19 protein-coding genes are annotated in these 13,777 nt (G+C 71.7%); 12 read left to right on the top strand and 7 right to left on the bottom strand.

Annotated elements, in window-relative coordinates; genetic code table 11:
• Nucleotides 1-20 precede the first annotated feature (20 nt).
• Nucleotides 21-998 (bottom strand): DMT family transporter, encoded by a 978-nt coding sequence (locus LY12_RS02590; protein ID WP_253853050.1) that lies wholly within the window; start codon nucleotides 996-998, stop codon nucleotides 21-23.
• 127 nt (nucleotides 999-1,125) lie between these two features.
• Here LY12_RS02590 and LY12_RS02585 point away from each other — a divergent pair, with 127 nt between their 5' ends.
• From LY12_RS02585 to LY12_RS02565, 5 genes are all read left to right on the top strand, one after another.
• The gene (locus tag LY12_RS02585; protein WP_253853049.1) at nucleotides 1,126-2,040 is read left to right on the top strand and encodes a LysR family transcriptional regulator; all 915 of its coding nucleotides are present in this window, start codon (nucleotides 1,126-1,128) and stop codon (nucleotides 2,038-2,040) included.
• A gap of 149 nt (nucleotides 2,041-2,189) precedes the next feature.
• Complete coding sequence (locus LY12_RS02580) at nucleotides 2,190-3,518, top strand: MFS transporter (RefSeq protein WP_253853048.1); 1,329 nt, start codon at nucleotides 2,190-2,192, stop codon at nucleotides 3,516-3,518.
• Nucleotides 3,515-3,934: a nuclear transport factor 2 family protein gene (locus LY12_RS02575; RefSeq protein WP_253853047.1), complete on the top strand. Its 420-nt coding sequence runs from the start codon at nucleotides 3,515-3,517 to the stop codon at nucleotides 3,932-3,934. Before LY12_RS02580 ends, LY12_RS02575 begins: the two co-directional genes overlap by 4 nt.
• A complete protein-coding gene (locus LY12_RS02570; protein WP_253853046.1) occupies nucleotides 3,927-4,691 on the top strand; it encodes an SDR family NAD(P)-dependent oxidoreductase in 765 nt (254 codons plus the stop codon). Before LY12_RS02575 ends, LY12_RS02570 begins: the two co-directional genes overlap by 8 nt.
• Nucleotides 4,692-4,729: 38 nt before the next feature.
• Nucleotides 4,730-5,209 carry a nucleoside deaminase gene (locus tag LY12_RS02565; RefSeq protein WP_253853045.1) on the top strand — a complete coding sequence of 160 codons (480 nt, stop codon included), beginning with the start codon at nucleotides 4,730-4,732 and terminating at the stop codon, nucleotides 5,207-5,209.
• A 64-nt stretch (nucleotides 5,210-5,273) separates the two neighbouring features.
• Here LY12_RS02565 and LY12_RS02560 read toward each other — a convergent pair whose 3' ends face one another.
• Entirely contained in the window at nucleotides 5,274-5,741 is a 468-nt protein-coding gene (locus LY12_RS02560) for a MerR family transcriptional regulator (protein WP_253853044.1), read from the bottom strand.
• Between the two features lie 122 nt (nucleotides 5,742-5,863).
• On the opposite strand from LY12_RS02560, the gene LY12_RS02555 reads away from it, so the two are divergent.
• The 7 genes from LY12_RS02555 (at nucleotide 5,864) to bcp (ending at nucleotide 9,696) form a co-directional block, all read left to right on the top strand.
• Nucleotides 5,864-6,460, top strand: a complete 597-nt coding sequence (locus tag LY12_RS02555; protein ID WP_253853043.1) for a DsbA family oxidoreductase — start codon at nucleotides 5,864-5,866, stop codon at nucleotides 6,458-6,460.
• The gene (locus tag LY12_RS02550; RefSeq protein WP_253853042.1) at nucleotides 6,457-6,987 is read left to right on the top strand and encodes a nucleoside deaminase; all 531 of its coding nucleotides are present in this window, start codon (nucleotides 6,457-6,459) and stop codon (nucleotides 6,985-6,987) included. The genes LY12_RS02555 and LY12_RS02550 overlap by 4 nt, the downstream gene beginning before the upstream one ends.
• A complete protein-coding gene (locus LY12_RS02545; RefSeq protein ID WP_253853041.1) occupies nucleotides 6,984-7,304 on the top strand; it encodes a DMT family transporter in 321 nt (106 codons plus the stop codon). Before LY12_RS02550 ends, LY12_RS02545 begins: the two co-directional genes overlap by 4 nt.
• 77 nt (nucleotides 7,305-7,381) lie before the next feature.
• The gene (locus LY12_RS02540) at nucleotides 7,382-7,807 is read left to right on the top strand and encodes a DMT family transporter (protein ID WP_253853040.1); all 426 of its coding nucleotides are present in this window, start codon (nucleotides 7,382-7,384) and stop codon (nucleotides 7,805-7,807) included.
• Nucleotides 7,808-7,977: 170 nt separating this feature from the next.
• Entirely contained in the window at nucleotides 7,978-8,154 is a 177-nt protein-coding gene (locus LY12_RS02535; RefSeq protein WP_253853039.1) for a hypothetical protein, read from the top strand.
• 445 nt (nucleotides 8,155-8,599) lie between these two features.
• Nucleotides 8,600-9,181, top strand: a complete 582-nt coding sequence (locus tag LY12_RS02530) for a hypothetical protein (RefSeq protein WP_253853038.1) — start codon at nucleotides 8,600-8,602, stop codon at nucleotides 9,179-9,181.
• Nucleotides 9,182-9,216: 35 nt separating this feature from the next.
• Nucleotides 9,217-9,696 carry a thioredoxin-dependent thiol peroxidase gene (bcp, locus tag LY12_RS02525; RefSeq protein ID WP_253853037.1) on the top strand — a complete coding sequence of 160 codons (480 nt, stop codon included), beginning with the start codon at nucleotides 9,217-9,219 and terminating at the stop codon, nucleotides 9,694-9,696.
• Nucleotides 9,697-9,809: 113 nt separating this feature from the next.
• Here bcp and rdgB read toward each other — a convergent pair whose 3' ends face one another.
• The 5 genes from rdgB to LY12_RS02500 all read right to left on the bottom strand — a co-directional run bounded on the left by rdgB (nucleotide 9,810) and on the right by LY12_RS02500 (nucleotide 13,605).
• Nucleotides 9,810-10,418: an RdgB/HAM1 family non-canonical purine NTP pyrophosphatase gene (gene rdgB / locus LY12_RS02520; RefSeq protein ID WP_253854826.1), complete on the bottom strand. Its 609-nt coding sequence runs from the start codon at nucleotides 10,416-10,418 to the stop codon at nucleotides 9,810-9,812.
• 2 nt (nucleotides 10,419-10,420) lie between these two features.
• Nucleotides 10,421-11,203, bottom strand: coding sequence for a ribonuclease PH (gene rph, locus LY12_RS02515; protein ID WP_308292054.1), 783 nt, complete (start codon nucleotides 11,201-11,203; stop codon nucleotides 10,421-10,423).
• 73 nt (nucleotides 11,204-11,276) lie between these two features.
• Entirely contained in the window at nucleotides 11,277-12,047 is a 771-nt protein-coding gene (locus LY12_RS02510; protein WP_253853036.1) for an MBL fold metallo-hydrolase, read from the bottom strand.
• A 99-nt stretch (nucleotides 12,048-12,146) separates the two neighbouring features.
• Nucleotides 12,147-12,929, bottom strand: coding sequence for a glutamate racemase (gene murI, locus LY12_RS02505; RefSeq protein WP_372493430.1), 783 nt, complete (start codon nucleotides 12,927-12,929; stop codon nucleotides 12,147-12,149).
• A 10-nt stretch (nucleotides 12,930-12,939) separates the two neighbouring features.
• Entirely contained in the window at nucleotides 12,940-13,605 is a 666-nt protein-coding gene (locus LY12_RS02500) for a rhomboid family intramembrane serine protease (protein ID WP_253854820.1), read from the bottom strand.
• Nucleotides 13,606-13,777: the final 172 nt, after the last annotated feature.

The raw sequence follows: 13,777 nt of genomic DNA, 5'->3' as shown, positions 1-13,777 counted from the left end.
CGGCCGCACCGGCGCCGCCGTCACCGGCCGGACGTCGTCCTCGTCACGACGGCCACGGCGGCGACGACCAACCCGCACCCCAGCAGCTGCAGCGACGACGGCGTCTCCCCCAGGAACACGACGGCGAGCGCGACCGCGGCCACGGGCTGGACCAGCAGCAACGTCGCACCCAGCGCACCCGGCAGTCGGCGGATCGCCGAGCCGATCAGCATCCAGCCGAGGATCTGCCCCGTCACGGCCAGCACCGCGATCCAGCCGAACGACGACGGCGACGGGGTGACGTCGAGGGTGCCCGTCACGAGCCCGGCGGCCAGTGCGACGAGAGCGCCCGCGCCGTTGACCGTCGTCAGCATCGTGATCTGCGAACCGGGCTCGTCGGCGCGGCGCAACACCAGCAGATAACCGGCGTAGGCGACGCCCGCGAGCAATCCCGTCACCGCCCCGTAGACAGGCGCGTCGCCGAACGCGTCCGCATCACCGATACCGGCCGCCAGCGCCACCCCGCCGAGCGCGGGTGGCACCGCCACCCAGAACGCCGCGCGCACCCGCTCCCGGAACAACACCAGGCAGGCCAGTGGAACGAGCACCACCTGGATGTTGACCATGACCGTCGCGGCGCCCGCGCCCACCGCGCCGATCGATTCCGACCACAACACCATGTCCAGGCCGAGGAACAGCCCGGCGAGCGCGTGCCGCCGGTGGAACCGCCACCGGGCACCGGCGCGCAGGCCCAGGAGCACCAGCAACGGCACGGCGAGCAGGCAGCGGAAGAACGTCACCGTGGTACTGGAGGCGTCGGCCAGCGCGACGAACAGTGACGTCGTGCCGATCGTCAGCGCCCCGGCGACCGCGACGAGCCGCGCGTCGAGGCGGTCGAGAAACCCGGACGGCGACGGCGAGGGCCCCGTGGCGGATGCGGCGGGCGCGACCGAGCCGGAATCGGCAGCGGTGTCGGGAACGGAGGGCCGGATGACGGTGGGCGTGGCGGTATCGGTCACGACATCCATCAGACCCGCGCACCCGCGCGGACACCAGCGATGAAAACTGACGAATACTCATCACGAATCGTGATGAGAGGATCGCGTCACAACGAGAACGCGGCGGCGAACCCGTATCGTTGCTTATGTGTTTCGCATCGAGCGCCTCCAGGCACTGCACGCCGTCGACCGGCACGGCTCGCTGGCCGCCGCGGCCGAGACGCTGCACCTGACACCCTCCGCCGTGTCCCAGCAACTGTCCAAACTAGAACGTGATGCGGGCGTCCGGCTGCTCGTGCCGCACGGGCGCACGGTGAAGCTCACCCCGGCCGGGCAGGTGCTCGCCGAGTCCGCGGAGGCCGCGCTCGCCGAGCTGGAGCGGGCACGCACGCGGATCGACGCACTGTCCGGCAGTATCACCGGCCCGGTGCGGGTGGGCACGATCCCGACTGGCGTGTACGTGTTCGTCACCGAGGCGCTGACCGCGCTCGCGACCGGCCATCCCGCCGTCGAGCCCGCCGTGGTGGAGGCCGAACCGGAGAAGAGCCTGCCGATGCTCGTCAACGGCCGGCTCGACATCGCGGTCGTCGAGAGCTGGGACAACATGCCGCTCACGCGGCCTCCGCACACCACGTGGCGGGCACTGCGCGACGACACCGCACGCGTCATGGTGCCCCCGGCGCATCCCTGTGCCGCCGCGGACGTGATCCGCGCACGCGACGTGGCCCGGGACAGCTGGGTGGCGTGGACGGCGGGCTCGCGCGCACACGCCTGGCTGTGCCACACGTTGCGCGCACGGGGTGTCGAACCGGACGTGCGGCACTACGTGACCGGTTACGCCACGCAGTTCTCGCTCGTCGCCCGGCTCGGGGCCGTCGCGCTCATGCCCGCCATGTCACTGGCCGTGGCGTCCGGTCACGACGTCCGCGCCCTGCGGCTCGAGGATCCGGCCCCGCGCCGCACGCTCTACGCTGTCACGGCCGAGCCCCATCCACGGCCGGCCGTCGGCGCCTGCCTCGACGCGCTCGCCGACGCAGCCCACCTGGACCACGCCACCCCGTGAGAACCGCGGCCGGGCGAACAGGCACACCGCCGCCAGGCCGGTCACGTTCGCTCTCCTCAAGCCGTAGACATTCATAGTCATCATTGGCATGATCCATCGATGGGCGTTGCGCCCTGGCCGAACGGCGTCGAGGTCGAGGAGGATCCCGCGTGACCGGACAGACCACTCCCCGACGTGCCGGAAACGGCACCCTCGTCGCCGTCATCTGTTGCTGTGCGGTGATCTTCGACGGCTACGACCTCTCGGTGTTCGCGACGACGATCCCGGCGCTGCTCGAGTACGAACCGTGGCAGCTCGACGAAGCCCAAGCGGGCATGATCGCGAGCTACGCGTTCATGGGCATGCTCGTCGGCACGCTGATCTGCGGCCTGGCCACGGACCTGCTCGGCCGCAGGCGGATGCTGATGGCGAGCATGACCTGGTTCTCGGTGTTCATGGGGGCGTGCGCACTCGCCCCCGACCCGGACCTGTTCGGGCTGTTCCGGTTCGCCTCGGGCATCGGCCTGGGCGGACTGCTGCCCACCGCGCTGGCGCTGACGGCCGAGTTCGCGCCCCGTGGTCGCCGCAATCTGTTCAACGCGCTGGTGAGTTCGGGCTTCTCGGTAGGCACGATCGCCGCGTCCCTCGTCGGCCTCGTGGTGATCGAGCAGTGGGGCTTCCGCCCCATGTTCGCCATCGGGGTACTGCCCCTCGTGCTGCTGGTCCCCATCGCCTACGTCAGCCTTCCCGAGTCCGCCGATTTCCTGCACAGCAAGGGAAAGCACGAGCAGGCCCGGGCGGTGGCCGACCGCTACGGTCTCCCGGACTGCGCGGGGCCCGGCGCCGAGGCCGAGCGCCGCGCGAGCCTGCGCGATCTGCTTCGCAGGCCGCTGCTGACCACGGCTGTCGTGTTCGCACTGGCCACCCTCATCGGACAGCTGTTCATCTACGGGCTCAGCACGTGGCTGCCCGCGATCATGCGCTCGGCGGGATATCCGCTCGGTTCGGCGCTGAGCTTCCTGGCCACGATGAGCCTCGGCGCCATCGCCGGCGCCACCGTGATGTCGTGGTTCGCCGACCGGATCGGCGCGCGCACGGTCGCCACGTGGGGGTTCGGCATCGGCGTGCTGTCGCTGGTCACGATGAGCCTCGCACCACCGACCCCGGTGCTGTACGCGGCCGTGGCGCTGGCAGGCGTCGGCGCCAACGGCACGGCCGTGATCCTCAACGGCTTCATCGCCACGTGGTTCCCCGCCGCGATCCGCGCGACCGCCCTCGGGTCGATCATGACCGTCGCCCGCCTCGGCGGGATCGTCGGGCCGATCCTCGGCGGGCTGATCGCCGCCGCGGACCTGCCCGTGCAGTGGAGCTTCTACGTCTTCCTGATCCCCGCGGCGATCGGCATCGGCCTCGTGCTGGCGCTGCCCCGCCGCCATCTCGACGGTGCCCCGCTGGGCACCGCCGCGGAGCCCGCGACAGTACGAGGAGGAACCGCATGACCATCGCCACCGCCGCCGACAGCGAGGCGGCACGCGCGACCCTGCACCGCTACGCCCGCGCCGTCGACACCCGCGACGAGACCGCGCTCGCCGAGGTGTTCACCACGGACATCGCCTTCGAACGGGTCGACGGACTGCGCGAGGGCCGCGGCACCGTCCTCGCCTTCTACCGCTCCGTGTTCGCAGGGCCGACCGTGTGGAGCAAACACATGATCACCAACGTGCTCGTGGAACCGAGCGGCGACGACCTGGCCGTCACCGCGTACTTCCAGGCCGTCTCACGCACCGCCGACGACGCGATCGCCGTCTTCGGCGAGTACGACGACCTGCTGGTGCGCCGCGGCGACGGGTTGCGCATCGCCCGCAAACGCATCGACGTGCAGCAGACGTTCGCCGTGGAGCCCCGCGATGGGTGAGCCAGCCGGGCACCCGGCACCGGCCGTCGTCGTGACAGGGGCCGCGCAGGGCATCGGCGCAGCCATCGCCGCACGCTTCGCCGGTGCCGGACACCCCGTGATCGGGGTCGACCTGGACGACGACCGCCTCCACGACGCAGTGGCCGGTTGGCCCGGCCGCGGGCACGTGGCGGTCACCGGGGACGCGGCGTCGGCCGACGACCTCGCCGCCGCCTGCGAGCAGGCTGCCGCCACGCCGGGCGGGCTCGGAACGTTCGTCGCCAACGCCGGTCACGCCAAGGCGGGCGACTCGCTGGACTACGCGGCCGAGGACTGGGACAACCTGCTCCGGGTGCACCTCACGGGCGCCATGGTCGGCGCCCAGCAGGCCGCGGCCCGCATGCCGTCCGGCGGCGCGCTGGTGCTGATGTCGTCGATCAACGGCATGCGCGGGTTTCCCCGCCGCACGGCCTACGGCGCCGCCAAGGCCGGTGTCGCGGGACTGATCCGCGGGCTCGCCGCCGAATGGGCGTCACGCGGCATCCGCGTCAACGGCATCGCACCCGGCCCGATCAAGACCGAGCTGTCGGCGGAGTTCATCCGGCGCGGCGTGATCGACGAGCGGGAGTTCCTCGCGCGCGTACCGATGGACCGGTTCGGCCTCCCCACCGAGGTCGCCGAGCTCGCGTTCTTCCTGGGCACCCCGCTCGCCTCGTACATCACCGGCACGGTCGTGCCGATCGACGGCGGATGGAGCGTCCAGGGCGTCGCCTGCTGACCTGGCGGGCCGGCGGCGAGTGCGCGAGACTGCCCGCCATGGTGGACGACACGGATCTGGAACAGCTGCGGCGGTGCGTCGAACTGGCGGCGGCTGCGCTGGACGCGGGTGACGAGCCGTTCGGTTCGGTGCTGGTCACCGCGGACGGGACGAGGGTGTTCGAGGATCACAACCACGTCTCGGGCGGCGATCACACCCAGCATCCGGAGTTCGCGATCGCACGCTGGGCCGCCGAGCACCTGACTCCGGAACAACGCGCGGCCGCGACGGTCTACACCTCCGGTGAGCACTGCCCGATGTGCTCGGCCGCGCACGGCTGGGTCGGGCTGGGGCGCATCGTGTACGCCTCGTCGTCACGGCAACTGTCCACGTGGCTCACCGAACTGGGCGCACCGCCCGCGCGGGTGCGCGCACTGCCGATCGGCGAGATCATCCCCGGCACCGACGTCGACGGGCCCGTACCGGAACTGGCCGAACAGGTCCGCGCCCTGCACGTGCGCAGGCACCGCACGCCATGATCACGACCCTCTGAGCACCGGCCCCGAACCGATACGGGCCGCACCCGCTACGGCACCGTGCTGTTCAGGGCATGTCGTTCTCCAGGACCGTGCTGTCCTTCAGGGGCAGGTTGTCCTTCAGGGGCAGGCTGTCCTTCACGGGCGCGTCCTCGTTCAGGGGTGCGGCCCCGTTCGGCAGCGGGTCCTCGTTCAGTGCCGTCTCCTGACGGAGGGCATTGAGCGTCTCCAGCTCCCGGTCGATGTCCCGGCGCTTGTCCTCCAGCCTGGCGACCTCGTCGGCGAGCAGGCGTTCCATGACCCCGTTGCGCTCGTCCAGCGGAGCATGCAGGCACGGCAACAGCTGGTTGACGGTGCCGCTGCCCAAGCCGGCCGCGAACAGGTGCTGAATCAGTACGACGCGCTCGACCATCGACTCGTCGAAGTCCCGCCACCCTCCCGTGGTGCGCCGCGCCTCGATCAGGCCCTGCTGCTCGTAGTACCGCAGCGAACGGGTGCTGACCCCGCTGGCTTCGGCCAACTCGCCGATACGCATGACACCTCCCGGTGGCGACCGCTGCCTCCCGCCCAGTCTTGCACTTCACACCGGTGTCAAGTTCCACGATCGGCTCGCCCCCACCACCACGGGTGGTGACGACACGACATCGGAGGTTGCCCGTGACCGTCCGCGTCCACATCTGGTCCGACTACGTCTGCCCGTTCTGCCTCATCACCGACGAGCTGCTGGCGCGCGCCACCGCGGCCCGGACCGACGTCGAGATCGAGCATCATCCACACGAACTGCGCCCCCATCCCGCCCGGACGCTGCGGCCGGAGGATCCGTACCTGCCGGGCGTGTGGACAACCGCCGTCTATCCGATGGCACGCAGGCTCGGCGTGCCCATGACGCTGCCGACGGTCTCGCCGCAGCCCCGCACCGAGCTCGCGTTCCGCGGTTTCCAGTACGCCTCCGACCGGGGCGTCGGCGCCGTCTACCACCGGCGGTTGCTGACGGCGTTCTTCCGGGAGGACCTCGACATCGGCGACCGCGACGTCCTGGTACGGCTTGCGCGGGACGTGGGCCTCGAACCGACCGGTTTCGCGTCGGCGCTCGACGACCCCTCCTACGCCCGCCGCCACCGGGAAGCGCTCGCCGAGTCGGCGCGGCGCGGCATCACGGTCGTGCCCACCGTGTTCGTCGGCGGCAGGCGCCTCGAAGGCGTCGTCACCGAGAACGTGCTCCACAGGGCACTCGACGAGGCCGTCGCCGCATGAGCGCCGATCCGGCGGTGCTGCGGACGGCCATGGAGCACGCGGTGGCGTTCGCCGCCCGCCATGTCGAGGCGGGCGGCCTGCCGTTCGTCGGGGTCCTCGTCGCCGGTGACGGCCAACCGAGCGCGGCGGGCGTCAACCGGGTCCGGGAGACCGCCGACCCCACCGCACACGCCGAGATCGTCGCGATCCGCACGGCGATCGCCGCTCCCGGCAGCCATCCCGTGGCGGGCGCGACACTGCTGGCGACGGGCGAACCGTGCGCTCTCTGCTACGGCTTCGCCGCCGAGCACGGCGTCGCGGCCGTGCGTTTCGCCGTCGACGCAGCGACAGCGGCCATATGGGGTTTCGACTACCGCGACGGCTACTCCGCGGCCGGCACCGGCCGCCTGCCGCTCGCGAGAACCGCACGACCCCTGCCCATGGCGGGATCACTCGCGCCGTTCACCCGCTACCGCGAACTCCACCGCGCCCGCACCACCGAACCGCTCCGAACCCACGACCGAACCACATCGAAGGAACCCTCATGAACTGGCTGTTTCTCGCCGTCGCCATCGTCTTCGAGATCGCCGTCGCGATCTCGGCGAGTCGAGCACACGGCTTCACCCGGCCGGGCTGGACCGCGGCGACCCTGCTCAGCGGCGGCATCGCCACGTACTTCCTGAGCCTCGCACTGCTCACGTTCGACGTCGGCGCCGGTTACGCGATCTGGACGTCGGTCGCGGGCGTCGGCATCGTCGTCCTCGGTGCAGTCCTTTTCGGACAGTCGCTGAGTCGGCACAAGCTGCTGGGCATCGCCGTCGTCATCATCGGCGTCGCAGGCCTGCAACTCAGCGGCGCCGCCTGATGCCCCGCTCCGCCAACCGCACCCCGGCCCACATCCCGCATCCGCTTCCCTGCCACCACATCGAGGAAGGAACCGACATGTCAGCCACCCCCGATCCCACAGCACGCACACCCGCCGCGAGCACGGCGGAGACGCCCCGAAACCGGCGCGGGCGGGCCTGGCTCGTCCTTCTGCTCGCGGGTGCGTTCGAGGTGGGCTACGCACTCTCGGTCGGCGGCAGCGAGGGATTCACCGTCGCGTCCTGGTCGGCCGTCGCCGTCGTCTTCTTCCTGCTGACCCTGTTCGCCCTCAGCGTCGCCCTGCGCACGATCGACGTCGGCATCGGCTACGCGGTGTGGGCAGGCACCGGAGCCGTGGGAGCGGCGGCACTGGGGCCGGTCTTCTTCGACGAGAGCCTGACCGTCGCGAAGGCCTGCTGGCTCGCAGTGATCATCATCGGCCTCGTGTGGCTGAAACTCGCCGACGAGCCGGCACCGGCGGAGCAGCCCGCGAGCACAACCTGACGGCCCGGGGGCCGCCTCGTCCGGCTCGCGCGGTTCCGGGCGGCGGTTCCGGGCGACTGTGCCCGGCCGGGCATCGCCGCGGCCGCTGACACCCGCGGCGGTGCCAGCGGCCGTGTGCGTGCAGTACTGTCACCACCGCCGTCGTCGACCGGGCCGGAGGTGACCTTCCCGTGCGGAATCCGCTCAGCTGGCCGGGACGTCTCGCCGACTGGTTCGAACTGCGCGGCGTGTACGTACCGGGCGAGGACAACCGCGTCGTCGACCCGTGGCGCGACTGGGGCTGGCTGATCGTCGCGTGGCTCGTGACGTTCGCCGTGTTCATCCTGCTGTTCGCGTTCGCTCTCTGACCGACCCGGCGACCGGCCCCGCACCCGGAAACCTGGTCCGAGTTGCCGGGTCCGGGTCGCGCCGGAGCTGCGTGTCGCCGGAGCTGCGTGTTGCCGGAGTCTCGTGTTGCCGGAGTCTCGTGTTGCCGGAACCGCGTGTTGCCGGCTCCCGGTGCCCGCGTGGTGCCGATGCCCGGCGGAGCACCGCGCCGGACTCCACCATTCGGCGGTACCCGACCGTGTGACACAGGACATTCGCGGATCACGAGCAGGACACAGCCCAGAACCAGGAACGCCTCAACCGCGCCGTGCGGGTGGCACCACCCCGCCGACGCACGCACAGTGGTCCCGGGCGCCACCCGGAGCCCGGTGCGGACACCGCACAGGCCGACGAGGCCTGCGGTAGCCCGTATCGACGACGAGCCGGCAGTGCGGGACACCAGCGGGCGGAACAGGAGCGACAGCGGTGCGAAAGGGCAGGCCGGCGCTGGCCGTCTGCGCGCTCCTGGCACTGACCGGCTGTGGTGCCGAACCCGTGACCCCCGAGGGTGGCGCGGCCGTTCCCCCCGGCACCACCAGCCGGGTACCGATGTCCGAGACGCGAGCCCACGAGACCCGGCCTCACGAGACTGGGCCCCATGAGAAGCCCGCCCCACGGGCCGTCCTGTTCGGCGGCGACTACCGATTCGGTTCCGGGCTGATCGTCAACGTGTCCGAACCCAAGACGTTCACCCCCAGCGACTCGGCGTTCCCGGACGCCGACCGCGCCGCGGCGTTCACGCTCACGGTGCGCAACGAGACGGACACGGCTTACCGGCTCTCCCAGCTGTCCGTGCGCGCCACCTCCGGCGACAAGCGCGCCCCGCAGGTCGTCGACCCGACGCAGGGCTACACCGGCATCGTCGACGCCGACCGCGACCTGCCCGCGGGTGACCGCGTCGACCTGCCCTACGCGTTCGCCGTACCGGCCCACCGCGCGCCCGTCGAACTCACCGTGTGCCCGGACACGTCCGGCGGGGCCGAGGCGACCTACCACGGTCAGGTGTGACGCCGGGCCACGCGCGCGCCGGATACGCTGCGGGCATGACCGAGCAGACTCGACTGGAACCCGGCGACAAGGCCCCCGACTTCACCCTGCCCGACAGCGAGGGAGGCGAGGTCTCCCTCGCCAGCTTCCGCGGCGGCCCCGTCGTCGTGTACTTCTACCCGCGCGCGAGTACGCCGGGCTGCACCACGCAGGCATGCGACTTCCGCGACAACCTGGCCCTGCTCGGTGACTCCGGTTACCAGGTGCTCGGCGTCTCGCCGGACAAGCCGGCCAAGCTCGCCGCCTTCGCCGAGAACGAGGGGCTGACGTTCCCGCTGCTGTCGGACCCGGACAAGACGGTGCTGTCGGCGTACGGCGCGTTCGGCGAGAAGAAGAACTACGGCAAGATCGTGCAGGGCGTGATCCGCTCGACGTTCGTGATCGACGGTGACGGCGTGATCGCCAAGGCGATGTACAACGTCCGCGCGACGGGGCACGTGGCGCGACTGCTCAAAGAACTCAAGCTGGGCAGCTGAGATCTGCGGCCCGCCGGCTGCGCCGCCCCACCGTCGGTGCGGCCGGCACTCGACCCCCGGAGTTCCACCGAACCCCGGCGGGGCGGCGTCGGCCGCGCCGGGGCCGGGGTGGCTCACTGGCCCTCGACGTACTCCTGCAGATGCGGCAGCAGCGAACGCAACGCCTTGCCCCGGTGGGACACGGCGTCCTTCTCCGCGGGCTGGAGCTGGGCGGCCGTCCGCGTCTCGCCGTCCGGGACGAAGATCGGGTCGTAGCCGAAACCGTTGGTGCCGCGCGGTTCGCGGATGATCGTGCCGCGCCATTCGCCGCGCACCACGATCTCCTTGCCGTCGGGAACGACGAACGCCGCCGCGGACACGAATCCGCCGCCCCGGCGCTCGTCCGGTACGTCCTGCAGCTGCCCGAGCACGAGCCGGAGGTTGGCCTCGTCGTCGCCGTGCTGCCCGGACCAGCGCGCCGACAGCACGCCGGGCATACCGCCCAGCGCATCGATGCTCAGTCCGGAGTCGTCGGCGATCGCGGGCAGTCCGGTCGCCTTCGCGGCGTCGTGCGCCTTGGCTACCGCGTTCTCCTCGAATGTCGCACCGGTCTCCGGCGCCTCCGGAAAGTCCTCCACATCGGACAGTCCGAGCACCCGAACCTCGCCGAGGCCACGTTTGACGACGATACGGCGCAACTCGTCGAGTTTGCCCGCGTTCCGCGTGGCGAGCAGGATCCGCATCGTCACTTGGAGCCCTTCGACTTCTTGTTCGCGGGTGCGGGTTCGGGCAGCGTGCCGGGGTACGGCTCGGCGAGCGCCTCCGACTGCTTGCGCGCGAGCTCTGCGCATCCGGCCTGCGCCAGATCCAGCATCTTGTCCAACGTGGACCGGGTGAAGGTGGCGCCCTCGCCGGTGCCCTGCACCTCGATGAGCGTGCCCGCATCCGTGGCCACGACGTTCATGTCGACCTCGGCCCGCGAGTCCTCCTCGTAGGGCAGGTCGAGCCGCACCCGGCCGTCGACCACGCCGACACTGATCGCGGACACCGTGGCCGACAACGGTTTCGGATCCGCGAGCTTGCCCGCCGCGGCGAGCCACGTGATGGCGTCGGCCAGCGCGATGTAAGCACCGGTGATCGCAGCCGTGCGGGTGCCGCCGTCGGCCTGGATGACGTCGCAGTCGAGCTGGATCGTGTTCTCGCCCAGTGCAGCCAGGTCGATGCACGAACGCAGCGACCGGCCGACGAGCCTGCTGATCTCGTGGGTACGGCCGCCGATCTTGCCCTTCACGGACTCACGGCTGCTGCGGTCATGTGTCGCGGACGGCAGCATCGCGTACTCGGCCGTGAGCCAGCCGAGCCCGGATCCGGCTCGCCACCGCGGCACACCCTCGCTGACGCTCGCCGCGCACAGCACCTTCGTGTCGCCGAACTCGATCAGCACCGACCCCGCCGGCCACTGCTGAAAACCGCGGGTGATCCGTACCTCGCGGAGCTGGTCGTCGTTCCTGCCGTCTTTTCGCACCACGGGGCCGACCCTACAACCCGGCTCGCCGCCGCTCCGCCCCGACGGGCCGCCCCGGCGGAGATCCGTGCCCGCGCTAGATGTCGTACGTCTCGCCCTGGATCACCACGCCGACGTCGCCGCCGAACACCGCCCGCGCCTCGGCGAGCACCGCGGCGGCGTCGGTCCACGGTGCGATGTGCGTGAGCAGCAATCTGCCGACCCCGGCGCGCGCGGCCAGCTCACCCGCCTGCCTGCCGGACAGATGCACCCCGGCGGGCCGGTCGGGCGCGTCGGTCCACGACGCCTCGGCCAACAACACGTCGGCCCCGGCCGCGAGCGTGTCCAGCTCGTCGCACGGCCCCGTATCGCCCGTGTAGGCGAGCGTGCGCCCACCGTGGGACAGCCGGACGCCGAACGCGGGCGTCGGATGGTCCATCGGCACCGTCACCACCTCGACCGGGCCGAGCCGCCGGGTTCCCTCCGACAACGGCCGGAAGTCGTAGACGTCGGACAGATCCGCGTCGCCGCGCTCGGCCTCGTCGGCCGCGAACGCGTAGGCCAGTCGCACGGGAGCCTGCTCGGGGGCGTGCACCGGCAGCCGGTGCCGGGCCGGGTCGTACGGCGGTGCGGGGTGGTACCGGCGCAGCACGGTCAGCGCGCTCATGTCGGCGCAGTGGTCGGGGTGCAGGTGCGACAACACCAGGGCGTCCAGGTCGAACGGATCCCGCACGGCCTGCAGCTGCGCCAGCGTGCCGTTACCCAGTTCGAGGCCGAGCACGAAACCGTCGGCCTCGACGACGTAGCCGGATGCCGCGCTGTTCGGCCCGGGGATGCTGCCCGAGCAACCGAGGATCGAGAGTCGCACGCGTCGTACCTTGCCACAGCCGGCTCGCCGGATGCCTGCACTACGTGGCGGTGAGCACGCCACGCGTGGCGGCCGGCACGGGCAGCGCCACCGGCCGCGTCAGGCCACCGTCAGCGCGGGGCCGAATCCCATGAACCGGCCCGCCAGCCGGGTGAACCGTTCCTGGTCGCCGGTGGCGTGGAAGACGTGCCGGGGCTCGTGCTCCGGCTCGGCCAGCAGGTCGCGTTCGGTGAGCACCCGCACCACGTCCTTGGCGGTCTCCTCGGCACTCGACACGAGCGTGACCTCGGGACCCATCGCCAGCTGCAGCACACCGGTGAGCAGCGGGTAGTGCGTGCAGCCGAGGATCAGCGTGTCGATCCCGTCCCGCGCCAGCGGTTCGAGGTAGCCCTGCGCCAGTCCGAGCACCTGCCGTCCCGACGTGATGCCGCGTTCGACGAAGTCGACGAACCGCGGGCAGGCGACGCTGGTGAGCGCCGTGTCGTGGGCAGCGGCGAACGCGTCGTCGTAGGCGCGCGAACGCACGGTGCCCTCCGTCCCGATCATGCCGACGCGGCCGTTGCGGGTCGTGGCGACGGCACGGCGCACCGCGGGCAGCACGACCTCGACCACCGGGATGTCGTACCGCTCCCTGGCGTCCCGCAGGCAGGCCGACGACGCCGTGTTGCAGGCGATCACCAGCGCCTTCACCCCGTCGTCGACGAGCCCGTCGAGCGCCTGCAGCGCCAGTTCCCGGGCGCGGGCGATGGGCAGCGGCCCGTACGGGGCGTGTGCGGTGTCCCCGACGTAACGCAGGCTCTCGGCGGGCAGTTGGTCGGCGATGGCGCGGGCGACGGTCAGCCCGCCGACGCCGGAGTCGAAGATTCCGATCGGGGCACTCACGTACTGCAGGTTATCCCGGAGCCGGACCGGTGCCGCCCGCCGTCCTGCGGCTCGCCGCCCGATCGGCCTTCGCAGCCAGCCAGGCGGCCAGCACGCCGCCGAGCGCACCGAACAGGTGGCCCTGCCACGAGATGCCGGCCTGGCCGGGCAGCACGCCCCACAGCATGCCGCCCCAGATCGCCAGCAGCACCGCCGCGACGGCGAGCTGCCCGGCGCTCCGGTTGAACACGCCCCGCACCAGCAGGAACGCCAGCCAGCCGAACGCGAGCCCCGACGCGCCGACCGTGACGATCTCCGGCGGCCCGGTGAGCCACACGCCGAGGCCGCCAACCAGCCAGATCGTCGCCGTCACCATCACCCACTGGCCGATGCCGCCAGCCATCGCGAGGAACGCGAAGACCAGCACCGGCACCGTGTTGGCCAGCAGGTGACCCCAGCCGCTGTGCAGCAGTGGCGCCCACGCGATGCCGTCGAGCCCGCCCAGCGACCGCGCCACGATGCCACCGTCGTCGAGTCTCGCGGGCAGGATGACGTCGATCAGCTCGATCACGTACAGCACCACGGTGAAGGCCAGCGCGACGATGCCGGCCGCGAGGGGTTTCGGCGGCAGGATCCGCTTGGCCGGCGGGCGCGCGCTCTTGGCGTCGCCGGCTCCTGGCGTGGGAACGGGCTGCATACTCACAGGTCCAGATTACGGCTCCGCACCCTGCCGGGCCTCGGTGAAGACCCTGAAATCCACCGGCCCGCCCGGCCCACCCGCGTGTTGCGGATCCCGGGGCCCGTGTTGCGGCTTCCGGGGCTCGTGTTGCGGATTCCGGGGCCCGTGTTGCGGATTCCGGGGGCCAGCG

This window comes from Prauserella alba, from assembly GCF_024171735.1.
GTDB lineage: Bacteria > Actinomycetota > Actinomycetes > Mycobacteriales > Pseudonocardiaceae > Prauserella > Prauserella alba.
This window is presented reverse-complemented; position numbering and strand designations above follow the sequence as displayed.

Coding starts and splice junctions, on each gene's coding strand:
- LY12_RS02575 (WP_253853047.1), top strand. CDS start 3,515: ATGACCATCGCCACCGCCGCCGACAGCGAGGCGGCACGCGCGACCCTG.
- LY12_RS02570 (WP_253853046.1), top strand. CDS start 3,927: ATGGGTGAGCCAGCCGGGCACCCGGCACCGGCCGTCGTCGTGACAGGG.
- LY12_RS02565 (WP_253853045.1), top strand. CDS start 4,730: ATGGTGGACGACACGGATCTGGAACAGCTGCGGCGGTGCGTCGAACTG.
- LY12_RS02560 (WP_253853044.1), bottom strand. CDS start 5,741: ATGCGTATCGGCGAGTTGGCCGAAGCCAGCGGGGTCAGCACCCGTTCG.
- LY12_RS02550 (WP_253853042.1), top strand. CDS start 6,457: ATGAGCGCCGATCCGGCGGTGCTGCGGACGGCCATGGAGCACGCGGTG.
- LY12_RS02545 (WP_253853041.1), top strand. CDS start 6,984: ATGAACTGGCTGTTTCTCGCCGTCGCCATCGTCTTCGAGATCGCCGTC.
- LY12_RS02540 (WP_253853040.1), top strand. CDS start 7,382: ATGTCAGCCACCCCCGATCCCACAGCACGCACACCCGCCGCGAGCACG.
- bcp (WP_253853037.1), top strand. CDS start 9,217: ATGACCGAGCAGACTCGACTGGAACCCGGCGACAAGGCCCCCGACTTC.
- rdgB (WP_253854826.1), bottom strand. CDS start 10,418: ATGCGGATCCTGCTCGCCACGCGGAACGCGGGCAAACTCGACGAGTTG.
- LY12_RS02500 (WP_253854820.1), bottom strand. CDS start 13,605: ATGCAGCCCGTTCCCACGCCAGGAGCCGGCGACGCCAAGAGCGCGCGC.